Below are 19,288 nucleotides of genomic sequence, written 5' to 3' on the forward strand. Positions count from 1 at the left end.
TCCGGATTACCGGAATCTGATGACCAGCTATAACGCGCTGACTGCTGGCAAGTAAGAAACTAATTGGGGTCAATCGCGAGCAAGCTCGCTCCTACAGGTTCATCACCGTCTCTGTAGGAGCGAGCTCGCTCGCGATGGGCCTCAATTGGTTTCTTCAGGCAAAAAAAAGGGCCGTCGAAACGGCCCGAAAATCCCTGCGATGGCTAAAGCACTACGATGAAAACGGTCTGTCAGCGGTTGGGCTGTGGGGTCAGGCGCAGGTATGGCTTGACCGCGCGGTAGCCCTTCGGAAAGCGGCGTTTGATCTCTTCTTCGTCCTTGAGCGACGGCACGATCACCACTTCATCACCGTCCTGCCAGTTGGCCGGGGTCGCAACCTTGTGGTTGTCGGTGAGCTGCAACGAATCGATCACCCGCAGGATTTCGTGGAAGTTGCGGCCGGTGCTGGCCGGGTAGGTGATGGTCAGACGGATCTTCTTGTTCGGATCGATCACGAACAGGGAACGCACCGTCAGGGTGTCGCTGGCGTTGGGGTGGATCAGGTCATAGAGGTCGGACACTTTGCGATCGGCATCAGCCAGGATCGGGAAGTTGACCGTGGTGTTCTGGGTTTCGTTGATGTCTTCGATCCAGCGGTGATGGGAATCGACCGGGTCGACGGACAGCGCGATGGCCTTGACGCCGCGCTCGGCGAACTGCTCTTTCAGCTTGGCGGTGAAGCCCAGTTCCGTGGTGCACACCGGGGTGAAGTCGGCCGGGTGCGAGAACAGCACGCCCCAGCTATCGCCGAGCCACTCGTGGAAGCGGATCTTGCCGGCGCTGGAATCCTGTTCGAAGTCGGGGGCGATATCGCCGAGTCTGAGGCTCATGGTGCGGCTCCTTGGGCTAAGTGCGTGATGGCTTCACTGTGCCTGTGGTTGCGCCGAATTAAAAAGAATAAATATTGATTTATTTAGACCTGAAAGAAATAACGAATTGCAGACAAAACAACGCCCGCGCGGCATGAAGCCGGGCGGGCGTTGGTGTATCTCGCGGCGGGTTACAGCAGCGGGATGGAGTAGCTCAGGATCAGGCGGTTTTCGTCTTGAGCGTGGTTGGCAGCGCTCAGATCGCTACGCCATACGGCGTTTTTCCACATGACGCCCAGGCCTTTCAGAGTGCCTTCCGGTACCACGTACGCCAAGGTGATGTCGCGTTCCCATTCTCTGCGGTCATTGGTGGTCGTTTCGATGTTGTCGCCGTACAGGTAGGTGACACCGGCGGTAGCGCCAGGCAGGCCGACCTTGGCGAAGTCGTAAGCGTAGCGAGCCTGCCAGGTACGCTCACCGGCGCGACCGAACTTCTGGATCTGCGAGTCGGTGATGGTGTAGTTGGACGAGCCGTCACCCTGGTTTAGCCAAGGGAAGTCGCTGTCGCCGTTGCTGACTTGATAGCCGCCACCAAAGGTGTGACCTGCAACGGTGTACAAGAACAGTGCGCTGTACAGGTCGTTGTCGACCTTGCCGCTAGTCTTGTTGGTCTGATTCGGGTAGTAGCCGCTGGTGTACCAGGCAGAGGTATCACCATTTTTCCGTCATCGGTACTGTGGAAGTACCGGAAATCAGATTTCAGTACGCCCGGACCGATCGCCCAGTTGTGTACGGCACCCAGGAAATGCTGGTTGTAGAAGTTTTCCAGGCCGCCGTACCAGTATTGAACCAGCAGGTCTTTGGTCAGCTTGTAGTCGGCGCCAGCATAGCGGAACTGGTTGCTGTACTTGCCGGTGCGGAAGTCGGTGGATTTGTTGGCACCGGCGATGGACAGGCCTTCGGTGTTCGACGAGTTACGGCCCTTGACGTGCTCGATCTGGCCAGCTGTCAGGGTGAGGTCCTTGATCTCGTTCGAGACGATCTGGCCGCCTTCAAAGGTTTGCGGCAGCAAGCGGCCGTCGTTGTACGAGATGACCGGGTTCTTCGGAAGCAGGGTGCCGTAGCGCAGTTCGGTCTGGGAGATTTTTACCTTGGCGGCAACGCCCAGGCTGGAGAAGTCATTGACGGCACGGCCATCGCTATCGGTCGGGAACACCGCTCCGCCATAGGCGTCGCTGCTCGCGTTACCGTGACGACCTTTGCCGGAATCCAGACGAATACCCAGCAGGCCAATCGCATCGACGCCGAAGCCTACGGTGCCTTCGGTGAAGCCGGAGGTGTAGTCCAGCTGGAAGCCTTGGCCCCATTCTTCTTGATAATTGGCGTTGGCAGTGCTGTTGCGGTTGTCGTTGTTGAAGTAGAAGTTACGCAGCTTCAACGTAGCTTTGCTGTCTTCAATAAAACCGGCAGCGCCTGCTTGCTGGGCCAGAACCCCAAGGGCCACGGCAAGAGTCAGGGTCGACTTCTTCATAGATGAATTGCTCCTCAGTTTGTTTCTAATTCTTGTGGTTCGTTGGCGGCAGGATCTGATGCCCTGCTCACCGCCGGTGGGCGATTAGCACCAAAGGGTGACCACCAAGTCAATCGTAACTAGTCGTTTCGCGACTTTGGTCTAATGCGCCGCGCTGGGGTCGAAGGATAATGACAATTTGATAAATCCAAAAAGAATTATTTGTGTTTTTTTAAGATTTTTTCGGAATATCTCACAAAATTTTCACAAATCATTCGCACATAAGCTAATTACCAAAATGTATTTATTTTGACACGCTTAGATCAATTAGTTTTATGGCTTTCCCCTCCCAGGAACCGGCCACCATGAAGCCCTCGCTCCCGCTCCGATTATTCACCGCCCTCGCCCTCACCGGCTTGACCCTGGTCAGCCACGCCGCCGGGATCACCGTCGGCTACCAGACCGGCATCGACCCCAGCAAAGTCCCCCAGGCGGACGGTGCCTACGAGCAGGCCATCGGCGAGAAAATCGACTGGCGGCGCTTCAACAGTGGCCCGGAAGTGGTCACCGCCATCGCCTCGGGCGACGTGCAGATCGGCAACCTCGGCTCCAGCCCGCTGGCAGCGGCGGCGTCGCGCAAACTGCCGATCGTGGCCTTTATCGTCTCGGCGCAGATCAACGCCGCCGAGGCGCTGGTGGTGCGCAACGGCAGCGGCATCAACAGCCCGCAGGACCTGGTGGGCAAGACCATCGCCACGCCGTTCGTGTCCACCTCGCACTACAGCCTGCTCGGCGCGTTGAAGCACTGGAACCTCGATACCCGCCAGGTGAAAGTGGTGAACCTGCAACCCGCGGAAATTGCCGCGGCGTGGAAGCGCGGCGACATCGACGGCGCCTTCGTCTGGTCGCCCGCGCTGGGCGAGATCCGCAAGACCGGCAAGACCCTGACCGACGCCGCCGAAGTGGGTGGCTGGGGCGCGCCGACGTTCGAGGTGTGGGTCGCGCGCAAGGACTTCGCCGAGAAGCATCCGGACGTGGTCGCCAAGTTCGCCAAGGTCACCTTGCAGTCCTTTGCCGACTACACCGCCAACAAGGCCCAATGGACACCCGATTCCCTGCCGGTGCAGAAGATCGCCAAGCTGACCGGCGCCAACCCGGCGGACGTTCCTGAGTTGCTGGCCGGCTCAGCGTTCCCCGATGCCCAGGCACAACCGGCGCTGCTGCAAAGCCAGACGCCTGCTGCCATTGCCGAGACGGCGAAATTCCTCAAGGAGCAAGGCAAGGTTGAGACGGTGCTGCCGGATTATTCGCCGTTCGTGAGTGCGAAGTTCGTGCAGTAGCTTCGGTGGCCTCGCACCTGCCTTGCTCAAAATCTGAAAGATTGCTCACTCCCCTGTGGGAGCGGCTTCAGCCGCGAACGGCGGCGAAGCCGTCGTAAAACCTGAATCCCCGCTCAGACTGATACACCTGGGATACCGGTTTTGTGGGCGCTACGCGCCCAATCGCGGCTAAAGCCGCTTCCACAAGGTCTGGCACCCTCGTTCTAAAGCCTCCCTTCCTTTGTCTCCTAAGCTAATTCGAAAAAGTTATTTATTTACGATTTCTTAGATCAATTAGTCTTTAACCACTTCCCACCCTATTCCGCCTGACCAGGAGTTCAACATGACCTTCTTTGCCCCACTGCGCCTGTTCTCCGCCCTGGCTCTGGCCGGCGCTGCGTTTTTCGTCCAGGCCGCGGACCTTACCGTCGCCTATCAGACCACCGTCGACCCAGCCAAAGTCGCCCAGGTCGATGGCCGTTATGAGCAAGCCAGCAAGGCCAGCATCGACTGGCGCAAATTCGACAACGGCGCTGACGTGATCACCGCCGTAGCCTCCGGCGACGTGCAGATCGGCTACCTCGGTTCCAGCCCGCTGGCCGCCGCCGCTACCCGCAAACTGCCGGTGGAAACCTTCCTGATCGCCACCGAAATCGGTGCCGCTGAAGCCTTGGTCGCCCGCGATGGCGCCGGCATCAACTCGCCGCAGGACCTGGTCGGCAAGAAGATCGCCGTGCCGTTCGTATCCACCGGTCACTACAGCCTGCTGGCCGCGCTGAAGCAGTGGAACATCGACCCGGCCAAGGTGCAGATCCTCAACCTCGCGCCACCGGCGATCACCGCGGCCTGGAAGCGCGGCGACATCGATGCCACCTACGTCTGGGACCCAGCGCTGGGCGTGGCCAAGGAAAACGGCAAGGTGCTGATCACCTCCGGCGAACTGGCGAAGAAAGGCGCACCGACTTTCGACGCCTGGATCGTACGCAAGGACTTCGCCGCCAAGCACCCTGAAGTGGTCAAGGCCTTCGCCAAAGTGACCCTCGATGCTTACGCCGATTACCGCAAAGACCCGCAAGCCTGGCTGGCGGACAAGAGCAACGTCGACAAGCTGGTGAAGCTGTCCGGCGCCAAGGCCAGTGACATCCCGGCCCTGCTGCAAGGCAACGTGTTCCCGCTGGCCGCCGACCAGGTCGCCGCCCTCGGCGCGCCGACCACCAAGGCCATCACCGACACCGCCAAATTCCTCAAGGAACAAGGCAAGGTCGAAGCCGTGCTGCCGGATTACTCGCCGTACGTCAGCGCGTCGTTCATCACCAACTGAGTCACGGAGTCGTCATGGCCCTGTTACAACTGGAGCGCATCAGCGCACAGTACCCCGGCGCCGCCGAGCCTGTGCTGTCCGACATCTCCCTGAGCCTTGGCCCCCAGCAATTGCTGGTGGCCCTCGGCCCGTCCGGCAGCGGCAAGACCTCGCTGCTCAACCTGATCGCCGGCTTCGTCAGCCCGAGCGCCGGGCGCATCACCCTCGACGGCGTGCCGGTGCAAGGGCCGAGCGCCGAGCGCGGCGTGGTGTTCCAGGACGACGCCCTGTTGCCTTGGCAGGATGTGCTGGCCAACGTCGGCTTCGGCCTGGAACTGGCCGGCGTGTCCCGTGCGAAGCGGGAGCAGAAGGCCCGGGAAATGCTCGCCCTGGTGGACCTCGCCGATTTCGCCGCGCGGCGCATCTGGCAGTTGTCCGGGGGCCAGAAACAGCGCGTCGGCCTGGCCCGCGCGCTGGCCGCCGATCCACGGGTGCTGCTGATGGACGAACCCTTCGGCGCCCTCGACGCTTTCACCCGCGAACAGATGCAAGAGCTGCTGTTGCAGGTCTGGCAACGCACCGCCAAGCCGGTGTTCCTGATTACCCATGACATCGAAGAAGCGGTGTTCCTCGCCACCGACCTGATCCTGCTGGCGCCCAACCCCGGCCGTGTGGTCGAGCGCCTGCACCTGGACTTCGGCCAACGCTATGCGGCCGGTGAATCGGCGCGCTCGATCAAGTCCGATCCACGCTTTATCGAAACCCGCGAGCACGTGCTGTCGCGGGTCTTCTCTCAACGCAGCGCCGCCGGGCGGCAGGAGTTCGCATGAGCAGTCTGGACCTGCCGGTGACGGCCAAACCTTCCATCACTTCGCACCCGACCAAGGTGCGGCGTTCCCTGAGCACCCGCTGGATCAGCGGCCTGACCCTCGCCAGCCTGCTGCTGGTGTGGTGGCTGGTGACGGCCGCGGAGTGGATCGAGCCGCTGTTCCTGCCCTCGCCCGAAGCGGTGGCGGGCAAGGCCTGGTTGCTGCTGACCCAGGGCTACATGGAATCGACCTTGTGGCAGCACCTCGGTGCCAGCCTGGGCCGTATCGGCCTGGCTTTGGGTGCGGCGATTCTCACCGCGATCCCGGTCGGTATTGCCATCGGCAGCAACCGCATCGCCCGCGGCATTCTCGATCCACTGATCGAGTTCTACCGCCCTATTCCACCGCTGGCGTACCTGCCGCTGATCGTGATCTGGTGCGGCATCGGCGAGCTGTCGAAAGTGCTGCTGATCTACCTGGCGATCTTCGCCCCGATCGCCATCGCCACCGCGACCGGCGTGCGCACCGTCGACCCGGCCAAGCTGCGCGCAGCGCTTTCGCTGGGCGCGAGCAAGGTGCAGCTGATTCGCCACGTGATCCTGCCGAGCGCCTTGCCGGACATCCTCACCGGCGTGCGCATCGGCCTCGGTGTCGGCTGGTCGACCCTGGTCGCCGCCGAGCTGATCGCCGCCACCAGCGGCCTCGGTTTCATGGTCCAGTCGGCGGCACAGTTCCTGGTCACTGACGTGGTCGTGCTGGGCATTCTGGTTATCGCCCTGATCGCCTTCGCCCTGGAAATGGGCCTGCGCGCCCTGCAACGCAAGCTGGTGCCCTGGCACGGCCAGAGCCACTGAACAACCGTATTAGTGAGACAGACATGAGCCTGATCATTACCCCGCTGAGCCCCGCGCTCGGTGCCCAAATCAGTGGCGTTGACCTGAGCCGCGACATCAGCGCCGAGGCACGCGATGCCATCGAGCAAGCGCTGCTGATCCACCAGGTGCTGTTCTTCCGCGAACAGCCGATCAACCCGCAGCAGCAGGCGAATTTCGCCGCGCAATTCGGCGACCTGCACATTCATCCGATCTACCCCAACGTGCCGGAAACACCGCAAGTGCTGGTGCTCGACACTGCCGTTACCGACGTGCGCGACAACGCCATCTGGCACACCGACGTGACCTTCCTGCCGACCCCGGCACTGGGCGCGGTACTGGCCGCCAAACAGTTGCCGGCCTACGGTGGCGACACCTTGTGGGCCAGCGGTATTGCCGCGTTCGAAGCGCTGTCGGCGCCGTTGAAAACCCTGCTGGACGGACTGACCGCGACCCACGACTTCACCAAGTCGTTCCCGCTGGCGCGCTTCGGTTCCACGCCGCAAGACCTGGAACGCTGGGAAGCCACCCGCCGCGCCAACCCGCCGCTGTCCCATCCGGTGATCCGTACGCATCCGGTGAGCGGACGCAAATCGCTGTTCGTCAGCGACGGCTTCACCACCCGCATCAACGAACTGAGCGAAGCGGAAAGCGAGGCGCTGCTGAAATTCCTGTTCGCCCACGCGACCCGGCCGGAGTTCACCATTCGCTGGCGCTGGCAGGAAAACGACGTGGCGTTCTGGGATAACCGCGTGACCCAGCATTACGCGGTGGATGATTACCGGCCGGCGCGGCGGGTGATGCATCGGGCGACCATTCTGGGGGATGTGCCGTTCTGATGGGTTATCCACAGCCCATGGACTGTGGATCGCTCTGAAGGCCCTGCTGTTGGTGATGGCCTCATCGCCGGCAAGGCCGGCTCCCACAGGTTCTGTGCCTCACCTCACCCTTGTGGGAGCTGGCTTGTCGGGGCGCTGAACCGCAGCGATGGGGCCTGTGCCGCCACACATCGCTGCGGTTCGGCGCCCCGACAAGCCAGCTCCCACAAGATCAGGGCAGCGCCTTTCTCACATCCAGCTTCTTCGGCAACAACCGGTTCTCATAGAACAGATCCGCCGTCGCCTGCTGTGCCTTGATCACCTCATCGGTAATCGGCAGCACCGGCGATGGCGGGCGGTTATCCACATAGCGGGCGACCACCGCTTCGGGCAAGCCCATCGAGTTGCTCAGCACCTTCAGGCTCGCGTCCCGTTCACTGCGGGTCAGGTCTTCGGCAGCGGTGAGCTGGTCCAGAAGGCTGTGGATAAATTCGCCGTTCTGCACCACATAGTCGCGCCGCGCGGTGTACACCGGACCGGATAATCCCAGCCCTTCGCCATCCGCCAGTTTGCGGCTGTGCCCTTCGCTCAACGCCAGCGAAACATACGGATCCCACACCGCCCAGGCATCGACACTGCCGTGCTCGAACGCCGCGCGGGCATCCGCCGGCGTCAGGTACACCGGCTGGATATCCTTGAAGCTCAAGCCCGCCTTGTTCAGCGCCCGCAGCACCAGGTTGTGCGAGCTTGAGCCCTTCTGCAGCGCCACTTTGCGGCCTTTGAGATCGGTCACTTGCTGCAACGCGCTGTCGCTGCGCACCAGGATCACTTCCGCCGACGGCTTGGCCGGCTCGGCGCCGATGTACACCAGATCGGCACCCGCCGCCTGGGCGAACAGCGGCGGGATATCACCGGTCGAACCCACGTCCAGGCTGCCGATGTTCAGTGCTTCAAGCATCTGCGGCCCGGCCGGGAATTCGATCCATTGCACCTTGGTCCCGGCGAAGCGTTTCTCCAGCAGGCCATGCTCCTTGGCCAGCACCAACGCGATGGAGCCCTTCTGGTAGCCGATACGCAGTTCCTGCGGATCGGCGACCGCTGCCGTCGCCAGGCCCAACAGGGCCAGGCCGGCGCTCAGCATTGCAATCGCCTTCATTCGTCACTCCGCCAGCGAGGGCTTTTCCCAGAGGTTGATGCCACCTTCGACGGCATGACGGTCGATCAGCGCCAGCTCTTCCGCACTGAACGTCAGGTTGTTCAGCGCACCGACGTTCTCGATGATCTGCTCAGGCCGGCTGGCTCCGATCAACGCCGAGGTCACCCGCGGGTCGCGCAGGGTCCAGGCCAGCGCCAGTTGCGCGAGGCTCTGGCCACGGGCGATGGCGATTTCGTTGAGGGCGCGGACATGGGCCAGGTTGGCCTCGGACAGGTGCGACGGCAGCAGCGAACCACCGCCCGGTTTGTTGACCCGCGCGTCCTGCGGCACACCGTTGAGGTATTTGCCGGTAAGCAGGCCCTGGGCCAGCGGGGTGAAGGCGATCACGCCGGCGCCCAGCTCATCGGTAACGTCCAGCAGGTCCTTTTCCACCCAGCGGTTGAGCAGGTTGTAGGCCGGCTGGTGGATCAACAGCGGGACTTTCCACTCCTGCAACAGGCGCGCGATTTCGCGGGTCTTGGCCCCGGAGTAAGACGAGATGCCGACGTACAGCGCCTTGCCCTGCTGCACTGCGCTGGCGAGGGCGCTGGCGGTTTCTTCCAGCGGGGTGTCCGGGTCGAAGCGGTGCGAATAAAAGATATCCACATAGTCCACGCCCAAACGCGACAGGCTCTGGTCGAGGCTGGCGAGGATGTGTTTGCGCGAGCCGCCGCCCTGGCCGTAAGGGCCGGGCCACATGTCCCAGCCGGCCTTGCTGGAGATGATCAGCTCGTCGCGGTAGCCCTTGAAGTCTTCACGCAACAGGCGTCCGAAATTGATCTCGGCGCTGCCGTAGGGCGGGCCGTAGTTGTTGGCCAGGTCGAAGTGGTTGATCCCCAGATCGAAGGCCGTACGCAACAGCGCGCGCTGATCGCTCAGCGGCGTGCTGTCACCAAAGTTGTGCCACAGGCCCAGCGACAGCGCCGGCAGCACCAGGCCGCTGCGGCCCACGCGACGATAGGGAATGGAGGTGTTGCGGTTTTCCGCAGCGACGTAGGTCATCGGTGTCTTCCTCAGGAGAAATAGGGGTTGTTCGGCCGGCTCAGGCCGAGGTGCTCGCGCAAGGTGCGCCCTTCGTAGTGGGTGCGGAACAGGCCGCGCCGCTGCAGTTCGGGCACCAGGTGTTGGGCGACGTCTTCAAGGCCGCCCGGCAGATGCGGCACCAGCACGTTGAAGCCATCGGCGGCTTCGTTTTCGAACCATTCCTGCAATTGATCAGCAATCTGCGTCGGGGTGCCAATCAGGCTGTGGTGCCCGCGACCGCCGGCAATGCGCCGTCCCAGTTGGGCGAGGTTGAGGTTTTCCCGCACCGCCAGTTCGCTGAGCAGTTGCTGGCGGCTGCGCTGGCCGCTGTCGGTGAGCGGCAGCTCGGGCAGCGGGCCGTCCTGTGGATAACCGGACAGGTCGAAGTTGCCGAGCATGCGCCCGAGCAACGCGATGCCGACCTGCGGCTCAACCAATTCCTGAAACGCGGCGAACTTATCCTCGGCTTCAGCCTGGGTCTCGCCGACCACGATAAAGGCACCCGGCATGATCTTCAGCGAATCGCGGCTACGCCCGTAGGCGGCCAGGCGACCCTTGAGGTCGGCATAGAACGCTTGCGCTGCGGCCAGCGACGTCTGCGCGGTGAACACCACGTCGGCGGTGCGCGCCGCCAGGTCGAGCCCGGCCGGCGATGAACCGGCCTGGACCACCACCGGGCGGCCTTGCGGAGTGCGAGCTACATTCAAAGGGCCCCTGACTTTGAAGTGTTCGCCCTGGTGATTGAGCAATCGTACTGAATCAGGCTTGTAGTACGTACCGGATTTCTTGTCGCGAACGAAGGCATCGTCGGCCCAACTGTCCCACAGCCCGACAACCACTGCATGGAACTCTTTGGCGCGAACGTACCGATCTGCGTGGCCAACGTGCTCGTCTCGGCCAAAATTCAGCGCTTCGGCAGCTGCGTCGGACGTCACCAGATTCCAGCCTGCCCGCCCTCCAGACAGATGATCAAGCGAAGCGAATTTCCGTGCTACATGGTATGGCTCGTTGTACGTTGTAGTCGCTGTGGCCACCAATCCGATGTGTTCCGTGACCCCGCTCAAAGCGGATAGCAATGTCAAGGGCTCGAAGTGGTCGGAGCGTGCCATTCGGCTAGCAATTTCACCTTCGGCGGCGGCAACGCTGTCAGCGACGAAAATCGCATCGAAGCAGGCGCCTTCCGCGACCTTGGCCAGGTGCCGGTAGTGCTGGATATCCAGTCCGGCATCTGCCGGAACATCGGGGTGACGCCAGGCAGCTACGTGATGCCCTGTTGCCATCAAAAAGGCGCCCAGACTCATTTGCCGTGGGGTTGTGCTCATGTCAGAAGTCCTTGCGAAGCTGGATGCCGAAGTAACGTTCGTCATCGCGCGGGACTGCGCGGTAGACGTAGTTGCCCCCGGTGGCCAGGAGAGGTGAGTAGGATTTGTCCGCAAGGTTTTTGGCCAGCAGCGCCACGCGCCAGCCTTCGTTGTAATCGGCCAGGGCGACGCTGGCATTCCAGATGCCGTAAGCGCCCTGAACCGTGTCGGCGTTTTGGGAAATGTCGTACTGCACTTCGCTCTGCCAGCTGAAGTCCGTGCCCAGTTCGATATCCAGGCCGTTGTCCAGCGGGATGCTGTAGTCGGCGCGCACGTAGCTCTTCCAGTCCGGGCTGTAAGGCAGTGGCTTGCCGTTGACGTTGCACGAGGCGGCAGCGCCCGCCGGGCAGGCGAATTCGTCGATCCGCGCCTTGGTGTAGGCCACGGCACCGGAGAATTTCAGTTGCGAGGTGGCCTGCAGGGCGAAGTCCAGTTCCACGCCTTCGCTGGTGACGCTGCCGGCGTTGATCAGGCGGGTCACCACTTGCCCGGCGACGCTGTCGAAGAAGTTCGCCTGGTAGTTTTCGTACTCGGTATGGAACACCGCGACGTTGGTGGTCAGGCGGTTATTCCACAGACTGGCCTTGAGGCCGGCTTCCCAACTGTTGGAGGTCTCCGGCTTGAGCGCGTCGGTGTCACGCGGCTGCATGTTGAAGAACACGTTGTAGGCCGGGCCCTTGTAGCCGCGGGAGTAGGTCAGGTAACTGGTGATGTCGTCGGTCAGGTCGTATTGCAGACCCAGGCGGCCGGACCAGCCGTCCTCATCCACCGAACCGGAACTGCGGGTGCCGGGCTGGATGCCGTTGACCGCCACGGTCGAGGTGGAAACGCGGCGGTGGTCGTATTCGAGATCGTCGTGGGTCCAGCGCAGGCCGGCGATACCGCGCAATTTCGAGGTGAAGTTGAGGGTGCTTTCGCCAAACACCGCGTAGCTGTCGTTGGTGGTGCTGTAGTCGGCGATGCCCTGCTGGGTGACGGTGGTGGTCTTCAGGGTGCGGCGGTAGGTTTCTTCATCCTTGCCGTGCATGTAGAACAGGCCGCCGACGTATTCGAGGAACTCACCTTTCGGCGAGGCCAGGCGCAGCTCCTGGGAGTACTGGTCGTAGGCCAGTTCGCCTTTGTCCTCGATGCCAGGGAAGGCCGCGCTGATGGTCGAAAGGCGGTCGCCGTCCTGCCACTGGGTGTTGTCCCAGCCGCGCCAGGCGGTGATGGATGTCAGGGTGTAATCGCCGAGGTTCCAGTCGAGCTGAGCGGACAGGCCCTTGTTAACGTCTTCGACATGGCTGCGGTAGTCGCTGACGATATCGCGGTTGTCGCTGTCGGCGCGCACCGGCGCCAGGGCGTTGGAGAACGCCGGCAGCAGGGACTTGCTGACCACGCCGTTGGGCGCATCGTCATGGGATTGCAGGTAGTCGGCAGCGAGGGTCAGGCTGAGGTCGTCGCTGGGGGTGAATACCAGCTTGCCGCGCACGCCCTTGCGGTTGTAGCCGTTAACTTCCTGGCCGTTGGCCTTGTTGTCGACGTTGCCGTCGTAACTGCCGAACAGCGTGGTGATCGAGCCCTTCAGGGTGTCCGGGATCAGCGCGCCGCCAATGCCGAAACGGGTGCGGCTTTCGTTGCCGCTGAAGTACGACTGCTCGACGAAGCCATGGGTTTCTTCGGTCGGTGTGCGGGTGGTGATGTTCAGCACGCCGGCCGAGGCGTTCTTGCCGAACAGCGTGCCCTGCGGACCGCGCAGCACTTCCAGGCGCTCGATATCCAGCAGGTCGAGGGTGGACTGGCCGGGACGGCCGAAGACAACGCCGTCGATCACGGTCGCCACCGTCGGCTCGACGCCCGGCGAGGTGGAAATGGTGCCCACGCCGCGAATGAACAGCGAGGTGTCCTTGTTCGACGCGCCGGTGCGGAAATTCAGGCTCGGCACCTGCTGCACGATGCTCGCCACGCTGTTGCGGTTTTCCCGCTCCAGTTGCTCGCCATCCACCACCGAAACCGCCACCGGCACCTTCTGCAGCGAAGCTTCGCGGCGGGTAGCGGTGACCGTCACGGCCTTGAGGGTCGGACTGTCGTTCTGCACGGCAGGCGCCGTATCGGCGGCCATGGCAGGCGCGAACGGCAAGGCGCTCAGCGCGACCAGCCCGAGGCTCAGGCGTTGACGACGGATGGCCTGGGCCAACGGGGAAGTTGCGGGTACGAATGCGGCGAGGCTTTGCATGATTTGCTACTCGAAGAATGCCCTGTCCACCGCGATTACTGACCGCGGCGCCCTGATGAAACGTCAGCGCGGGGTCCTTGGGCATTCGCTCGTGCGAGTAGCAGACAAACCACTTTGTTAGCGCTAACATCGCCAGTATCATCGGGCGTCGAATAGATCGTCCAATAATGAAAAATTACTTTTATATGCCTTCTGGTTTTTAAGGACTGACGCAGTGAGCGATGAAAAAGCCCCCGTCCGCAAACGTCGCGGCGCCGGCCGCGTGACCCTGCAGGCGGTGGCCCGGGCCGCTGGCGTCTCGGCGATCACCGTGTCGCGCTACTTCAACCAGCCGGAGTCGGTGTCCCCGGAACGCCGCGAACGCATCGCCGAAGTGGTCGCAGAACTGGGCTACGTGCCCAACCTCGTGGCCGGCGGACTGGCCTCGGCGCGGGGGCGCATCGTCGGCATGGTCATCCCCAACATTTCCGGGCCGATCTTCGCCGACACCATTCAGGGCTTCAGCGACACCCTCAGCCGCCACGGCTACCAACTGCTGCTGGCCTCCAGCTACTTCTCCACCGAACAGGAAGAAAACGCCGTGCGCGCGTTCCTCGGCTGGTCGCCGGCGGCACTGGTGCTGACCAGCCACTTCCACAGCCCGGCCACGGAAAAGATGCTCGCCGAGGCCGACATCCCGCTGGTGGAAACCTGGGACTACCGCCCGGAGCGAACGCCGATCCAGATCGGTTTTTCCCACCATGAAGTCGGCGTTGTCGCCACCCGCTACCTGCACGACAAGGGCTACCGGCGCATCGCCTTTGTGCAGAACAGCGCGGCCGGCGACTTCAGCGCGCTGGAGCGGCGTGACGGCTATATCGAAACGCTGAAGAGCCTGGGTGGCGAGCCGCAGGTATTCGCACCGGACACGGGCCTGGCGCCGTTCGAGGCGGGCAAACAGGCGATGCTGTCACTGATGGACGCCGAGCAACGCCCCGACGCGATCATCTTCGCCAACGACAACCTCGCGGCCGGCGCGTTACTGGCGGGGCAGCGCGCGGGGCTGAAAATCCCGGAAGACTGCGCGGTGATGGGATTTGGCGATTACCCGTTCGCCGCCATGCTGATGCCGGGGCTGACCACGGTAAAGCCGCCGGCGTTGCAGATGGGGGTGTTGGCGGCTGAGCGGGTGTTGCAGCAGTTGGGGGTGATCGAGGGGGAAGCGGAGCAGTTGAATTTGTTGGAGTGTTTGGTGGTTGGGCGAGAGAGTGCTTGAAGAGAACTACCAATCGTTTTTTCGTTTGGACAAGGTCGCAAATCCCATCCCGACCCCGTGAATCATGGCTGCGGCAATAGCCGCCCACTCGATGACCTTGTACCCGTCGCGCCACCTGTCCATACACCACCAGAGCACCAGACAACCGGTTTCAGCCACGCTCGTATAAATGCAGAGAAACACCCCATTTACAAAAATGGCTAAAACATACTTCCATGTAGCATAGCGAAAGTGCTCATAGTATCTCTTTAGCCAGTGAGCCAGTATCAGGCTTACAAAGACAAGCAACAAGAATGGAAGGTACGTCATCGTGTGGCCTTTAATGCATGAATACCAGCGACAAGATGAACAAATGCTGGAAATGACGCCATAAATGTCTCCCCCACGGTAACTTCTCCAGGACAGGGAACACGTGTTCCACAACTGATTTCATAAGAAATCGAATAGAAAGAGGACACCGCCACATTAAAAATGAAAAAAACAAAATACCGACCATTACTTTTCCACCCGCTGAAATAGTAATCCCGCAGCATCCTGAGACTCGCCAAGCTTAAAAAGCTCAAAATAGCCAGATCAAGATAAATCAATCAAGAACCCTAGAATTATAAATATCACTTGGCGGAAAATTTATTTGGCGTACGAAAAACCCAGCGCTTAACCTTAACGTTCACGGGAAAAGCGAAGGCATGCAGAAATAGACACGCCAGAGCCACCCAAAAAACAATTGGGTGCTTATCGATAAACTCCGGAAAGCACCCGTAAAATGAAATACATTTTTGCTTTGCCAACTCCAAGTAAAAAAAGCCAAGCACTGAATTAAAGACAAGACAGATTACAGAATATCTAAGCTTTAGATTTTCACCGGAAAAACATCCTCTTAAGAAATAAGCTAGCGACACACTACCTAGCGCAAGCAGAAAAAACAGAAAGACCATCACTCCTCTGAATCCTTGTTCACATCTTCATGCAGCTTTTTCATCGTCAAACCTGTTGCGAGCGAATCTAGAAAAAGAGCACCTTTACCCATCTTGGCGTAGGCGAACTAGAGGTTGCTGACACTGGTCATCGCATGATTCAGCGCCAGTATGAGGATCTGGTCGGTGTGCCCGACCTGACACTTGTTGCCGATGGAGGCCTGGGTGGAACACCCGGCAGAAATCAGCCCCATCTTTTTGCCGGTGATGCTCAGGTAGCTGTGATTGGCCATGCTCGAACTCCTTGTAGGTTGGAGTTCGCAGCCTAGAGAGGTGACACGGCAGCGTCTGTGAGACGTTTCTGAAAGATCTAAGGGAAAATTAGCAAGTTCGCGGGATGGCCCAGCGACCACCCCGCGAACTCGTGCCCTCAACGCACCAGATGCAAGTACTGCAAATGCCGTTCGTACTGGTCGAGGATGTCGTTGATGATCTGCTCCTTGCTGTAGCCCATCAGGTCGTAGTCCTGACTGCCTTCGCTCAGGTGCACTTCGGCGCGATAGTAGCGGCGGTTCTTCTGCTCCTGGGTGCCCAGCCCGGCAAGGGCGAAGGACGGGGTGAAGTAGCCGCGCATCTGCACCTGGTAGATAAACGGCTGTTCTTCGCCGTGACCGATCTTCAGGCTGACGTTGTCATGGCTCGGGTCTTCCTGGGTGATGACGTTCAGACCCTTCTCGGCATACACCTCGGTCACTTCCGCAATCGCCGGGCGCACCACGTCGTCCATGAAGCGGTACACCTCATCGCGTGACGGGAAATGCACGGCCTGGCTCAGGCGCTTGCGCCAGCCGCCGCGACCGCGCCGCGACTCGGCGAACGGCGCCAGCGAGTGCATCTGCGCGATCTGTCGCTGCGATTCCAGGTAGAACGCCTTGTGCAGCCCCCACATCATCGCCAGCAGAATCAGCGAGAACGGCAGCGAGGTCAGCACCACCGCAGACTTCAGCGAGTCGATGCTGCCGGCGAACAACAAGCCGCTGGTGACCAGCGCGGTCATCACGCCCCAGAACACCCGCAGCCAGTTCGGTCCGTCCTCGTCGGTGCTGCCGCCTTTGGCGGAGAGCGTCGAGAGCACCACCGTGCCGGAGTCGGCCGAGGTGACGAAGAACACGAAGCTGATGAACACCGTGACGGCGATCACCACTTTGCTCCACGGGTAGGTTTCCAGCAGCAGGTAGAGGGTCATCGACGGGTTCTCGATGGCCGAGTCGGCCAGCGCGGTCATGCCGTGGTCGAGGACCTGGCTCAGGGCGCTGTTGCCGAAGATCGACATCCACGCCAGGGTGAAGCCCAGCGGGATCAACAACACGCCGAAGACGAATTCGCGGATGGTCCGTCCGCGGGAAATCCGCGCGATGAACAGCCCCACGAACGGCGCCCAGGCAATCCACCAGGCCCAGTAGAACACCGTCCAGTTGCCCAGCCAGTCGTTGGCCTGGGTGTAGGCGTAGACGTCGAAGCTCTTGCGCGGCAACACGGCGAGGTAGTCGCCGAGGTTCTGGATCAGGGTGTTGAACAGGTGCTGGGTCGGCCCGGCGAACAGCACGAACAGCAGCAGCGCGCAGGCCAGGAACAGGTTGATATCGGACATGACCCGCACGCCCTTCTCCACCCCGGCCACCGCCACCATCACCGCCGCGCCCATCATCAGCGCGATCAGCGCCACCTGCACCCACTGGCTGTGGGGGACGCCGAACAGGTAGTCGAGACCGGAATTCAGGTGCAGCACGCCGAAGCCCATGTCGGCGCCAAGACCAAACACCGTGGCGATGATGCCGAAGCCGTCCACGGCGTAGCCGATGGGCCCGTTGATGCGCTTGCCGATCAGCGGGTACAGCGCCGAACGCAGCGCCAGCGGCAGGTTGTGACGGTAGGCGAAATACGCCAGGGCCATGCCGACGAAGGCGAACACGCCCCAGCCATGCAGGCCCCAATGCAGGAACAGCAACTGCATCGCCTGGCGCCCCGCCTCCACCGTGCCAGCCTCGCCCTGCGGCGGTTGCATCAGGTGGGTGAGCGGTTCGGAAACGCAGAAGAAGAACAGCGTGATGCTGATGCCGGCGGCGAACAGCATGCCGGCCCAGGACAGGTAGCTGAACTCGGGTTGATCGTGGTCGGCGCCGAGCTTGATCTTGCCGTAGCCGGACAGCGCGGTGACCACCACGAACACCAGGTACAGAGTCATCGCCAGCATGTAGTACCAACCGACGGTGTGCGCCGCCCAGTTTTGCGCGGCCAGCAGCCACTCGCCCGCGGCTTGCGGGTTGGCGATCACGATCAGGGCGAAGAGCAGGATGAAACCGGCGGCGAAGTAGAACACCGGTGGGTTCATGCGGATTTTGTCGCGGGAATTGTTTGACGGCGCACTCATGGGCGGTGCACCTCGCAAGGCGGGAAAGTGGTTGGATTGAACGGGTTCAGCAAAGGCTAATCCTCCTGATGAACACCGGCAGTTCACCAGCGTTTAATTTGAACAAGCGTTCAAGTTAAACATGGATACGAATTTGAAGCGACCGATAGCCGACCGTTAACGTTGGTTTTTTGGGGCCTGATCGCGAGCAAGCTCGCGCCTACAAATCGGGCGCTTATCACACCCCCTGTAGGAGCGAGCTCGCGATCAGGCCTCCAAGCGACCTCTTACTTCTGCGCCCCATCCGCATGCTGCAGCAGATTCGCCTGAGTCAGGTTGCTCTCCGCCGGCACGCTGCGGGTCAGCCAGACGTTACCGCCGATGGTCGAGCCCTTGCCGATGGTGATCCGCCCGAGGATGGTCGCGCCGGCATAGATCACCACATCGTCCTCGACGATCGGGTGACGCGGGTGGCCCTTCTGCAGCTTGCCGCATTCGTCTTCGGGGAAGCGCTTGGCGCCGAGGGTCACGGCCTGGTAGATGCGCACCCGCTCGCCAATGATCGCGGTCTCGCCGATCACCACACCAGTGCCGTGGTCGATGAAGAAACTCGGGCCGATCTGCGCGCCAGGGTGGATGTCGATACCGGTCGCGGAGTGCGCCAGTTCCGAACTGATCCGCGCCAGCAACGGCAGGCCGGCGCGGTACAGGTGGTGGGCAAGGCGATGGTGGATGATCGCCAGCACACCCGGATAGCACAGCAGCACTTCATCGACGCTGCGCGCTGCCGGGTCGCCGTGGAAGGCGGCCAGAACGTCGGTGTCGAGCAGGACGCGCATGGCCGGCAAGGCGGCGGCGAATTCCTGGATCAGGCGCAGGGCGGTGGCGTCGACATCGGCGTCCTCGGCCTGGCCGTGCCGCGCGGCGTAGCGCAGTTCCAGGCGGGCCTGGGCCAGCAGTGAGGTCAATGCGGCGTCGAGGGTGTGGCCGACGTAGAAGTCTTCGCTCTCTTCGCGCAGGTCCACCGGCCCCAGACGCATCGGGAACAACGCGCCACACAACTGCTCAAGGATCTGTCGTACAGCCTCACGCGACGGCAATTCGCGCCCGCCCTGCTCGCCGCTGCTGCGGCCATTGCGGGTGCGCCACTGATCGCGGGCCGAACGAAGCTGGCCGACGATGGACTGAAGTTGCCAATACCCGGATTGCGCGTTGTCGCTCACGGTTGTTTCTCCTGCTTGGCGGCGTGGGACTGGAAGGGGAAGGCCGCTCTCTTGAAACGCACTCTACGACATGACACGGGGGCGGAAAAAATAATGGTTTATGCCGGTTGGCTATATAGATGGCATAAGCCGATTGGGCCTGCCTCAGGCGGCCATCGCGAGCAAGCTCGCTCCTACAGAATTCATCCAGTGCTGCTGCCAGACACAGTTGCCCAT

Annotated in this window: 14 protein-coding genes and 1 pseudogene; 6 read left to right on the forward strand and 9 right to left on the reverse strand. The window is 61.7% G+C overall.

The annotated features are described in order from the left end of the window. Positions 1-230: 230 nt before the first annotated feature. Positions 231-869: a peroxiredoxin gene (locus tag DM374_RS21110; RefSeq protein ID WP_095159464.1), complete on the reverse strand. Its 639-nt coding sequence runs from the start codon at positions 867-869 to the stop codon at positions 231-233. Positions 870-1,039: 170 nt separating this feature from the next. Next, positions 1,040-2,379: pseudogene (locus DM374_RS21115) on the reverse strand (OprD family porin). A 344-nt stretch (positions 2,380-2,723) separates the two neighbouring features. Between DM374_RS21115 and tauA (DM374_RS21120) the strand changes: the two are divergent. The 5 genes from tauA (DM374_RS21120) to tauD all read left to right on the forward strand — a co-directional run bounded on the left by tauA (DM374_RS21120) (position 2,724) and on the right by tauD (position 7,497). After that, entirely contained in the window at positions 2,724-3,698 is a 975-nt protein-coding gene (gene tauA, locus DM374_RS21120; protein WP_110971648.1) for a taurine ABC transporter substrate-binding protein, read from the forward strand. A gap of 322 nt (positions 3,699-4,020) precedes the next feature. Then, entirely contained in the window at positions 4,021-4,998 is a 978-nt protein-coding gene (gene tauA / locus DM374_RS21125) for a taurine ABC transporter substrate-binding protein (protein ID WP_110971649.1), read from the forward strand. Positions 4,999-5,012: 14 nt separating this feature from the next. Further along, positions 5,013-5,807 carry a taurine ABC transporter ATP-binding subunit gene (gene tauB / locus DM374_RS21130; RefSeq protein ID WP_110971650.1) on the forward strand — a complete coding sequence of 265 codons (795 nt, stop codon included), beginning with the start codon at positions 5,013-5,015 and terminating at the stop codon, positions 5,805-5,807. Beyond that, positions 5,804-6,640, forward strand: a complete 837-nt coding sequence (tauC, locus tag DM374_RS21135) for a taurine ABC transporter permease TauC (protein WP_110971651.1) — start codon at positions 5,804-5,806, stop codon at positions 6,638-6,640. The genes tauB and tauC overlap by 4 nt, the downstream gene beginning before the upstream one ends. Before the next feature lie 23 nt (positions 6,641-6,663). Next, positions 6,664-7,497 carry a taurine dioxygenase gene (tauD, locus tag DM374_RS21140; protein WP_110971652.1) on the forward strand — a complete coding sequence of 278 codons (834 nt, stop codon included), beginning with the start codon at positions 6,664-6,666 and terminating at the stop codon, positions 7,495-7,497. A 211-nt stretch (positions 7,498-7,708) separates the two neighbouring features. On the opposite strand, the gene DM374_RS21145 is transcribed toward tauD, so the two are convergent. Genes DM374_RS21145 through DM374_RS21160 form a run of 4 tightly spaced genes read right to left on the reverse strand, consistent with a single transcriptional unit; the run spans position 7,709 to position 13,270 of the window. Next, positions 7,709-8,632 (reverse strand): sulfonate ABC transporter substrate-binding protein, encoded by a 924-nt coding sequence (locus DM374_RS21145; protein WP_110971653.1) that lies wholly within the window; start codon positions 8,630-8,632, stop codon positions 7,709-7,711. 3 nt (positions 8,633-8,635) lie between these two features. Next, entirely contained in the window at positions 8,636-9,673 is a 1,038-nt protein-coding gene (mgrA, locus tag DM374_RS21150) for an L-glyceraldehyde 3-phosphate reductase (protein WP_110971654.1), read from the reverse strand. Positions 9,674-9,684: 11 nt separating this feature from the next. Further along, on the reverse strand, positions 9,685-11,016 hold the full coding sequence (locus DM374_RS21155) for an LLM class flavin-dependent oxidoreductase (protein WP_110971655.1): 1,332 nt from the start codon (positions 11,014-11,016) through the stop codon (positions 9,685-9,687). A 1-nt stretch (position 11,017) separates the two neighbouring features. Further along, complete coding sequence (locus DM374_RS21160; protein ID WP_110971656.1) at positions 11,018-13,270, reverse strand: TonB-dependent receptor; 2,253 nt, start codon at positions 13,268-13,270, stop codon at positions 11,018-11,020. A 214-nt stretch (positions 13,271-13,484) separates the two neighbouring features. On the opposite strand from DM374_RS21160, the gene DM374_RS21165 reads away from it, so the two are divergent. Further along, positions 13,485-14,525, forward strand: coding sequence for a LacI family DNA-binding transcriptional regulator (locus DM374_RS21165; protein ID WP_110971657.1), 1,041 nt, complete (start codon positions 13,485-13,487; stop codon positions 14,523-14,525). 1,042 nt (positions 14,526-15,567) lie between these two features. Here the strand turns inward: DM374_RS21165 and tssD are convergent. From tssD to epsC, 3 genes are all read right to left on the reverse strand, one after another. Then, a complete protein-coding gene (gene tssD, locus DM374_RS21175) occupies positions 15,568-15,732 on the reverse strand; it encodes a type VI secretion system tube protein TssD (RefSeq protein WP_110971659.1) in 165 nt (54 codons plus the stop codon). A 137-nt stretch (positions 15,733-15,869) separates the two neighbouring features. Continuing rightward, positions 15,870-17,870 (reverse strand): choline transporter BetT, encoded by a 2,001-nt coding sequence (betT, locus tag DM374_RS21180; protein ID WP_095159452.1) that lies wholly within the window; start codon positions 17,868-17,870, stop codon positions 15,870-15,872. Positions 17,871-18,136: 266 nt separating this feature from the next. After that, the gene (gene epsC / locus DM374_RS21185; protein WP_110971660.1) at positions 18,137-19,072 is read right to left on the reverse strand and encodes a serine O-acetyltransferase EpsC; all 936 of its coding nucleotides are present in this window, start codon (positions 19,070-19,072) and stop codon (positions 18,137-18,139) included. Between the last annotated feature and the right edge of the window lie 216 nt (positions 19,073-19,288).

This window comes from Pseudomonas huaxiensis, assembly GCF_003231275.1.
Lineage (GTDB): Bacteria > Pseudomonadota > Gammaproteobacteria > Pseudomonadales > Pseudomonadaceae > Aquipseudomonas > Aquipseudomonas huaxiensis.

What these genes read in the sequence shown, in the direction of transcription:
- DM374_RS21110 (WP_095159464.1), bottom strand. Translation starts at nt 869, where the DNA reads ATGAGCCTCAGACTCGGCGATATCGCCCCCGACTTCGAACAGGATTCC.
- tauA (WP_110971648.1), top strand. Translation starts at nt 2,724, where the DNA reads ATGAAGCCCTCGCTCCCGCTCCGATTATTCACCGCCCTCGCCCTCACC.
- tauA (WP_110971649.1), top strand. Translation starts at nt 4,021, where the DNA reads ATGACCTTCTTTGCCCCACTGCGCCTGTTCTCCGCCCTGGCTCTGGCC.
- tauB (WP_110971650.1), top strand. Translation starts at nt 5,013, where the DNA reads ATGGCCCTGTTACAACTGGAGCGCATCAGCGCACAGTACCCCGGCGCC.
- tauC (WP_110971651.1), top strand. Translation starts at nt 5,804, where the DNA reads ATGAGCAGTCTGGACCTGCCGGTGACGGCCAAACCTTCCATCACTTCG.
- tauD (WP_110971652.1), top strand. Translation starts at nt 6,664, where the DNA reads ATGAGCCTGATCATTACCCCGCTGAGCCCCGCGCTCGGTGCCCAAATC.
- DM374_RS21145 (WP_110971653.1), bottom strand. Translation starts at nt 8,632, where the DNA reads ATGAAGGCGATTGCAATGCTGAGCGCCGGCCTGGCCCTGTTGGGCCTG.
- mgrA (WP_110971654.1), bottom strand. Translation starts at nt 9,673, where the DNA reads ATGACCTACGTCGCTGCGGAAAACCGCAACACCTCCATTCCCTATCGT.
- DM374_RS21155 (WP_110971655.1), bottom strand. Translation starts at nt 11,016, where the DNA reads ATGAGCACAACCCCACGGCAAATGAGTCTGGGCGCCTTTTTGATGGCA.
- DM374_RS21160 (WP_110971656.1), bottom strand. Translation starts at nt 13,270, where the DNA reads ATGCAAAGCCTCGCCGCATTCGTACCCGCAACTTCCCCGTTGGCCCAG.
- tssD (WP_110971659.1), bottom strand. Translation starts at nt 15,732, where the DNA reads ATGGCCAATCACAGCTACCTGAGCATCACCGGCAAAAAGATGGGGCTG.
- betT (WP_095159452.1), bottom strand. Translation starts at nt 17,870, where the DNA reads ATGAGTGCGCCGTCAAACAATTCCCGCGACAAAATCCGCATGAACCCA.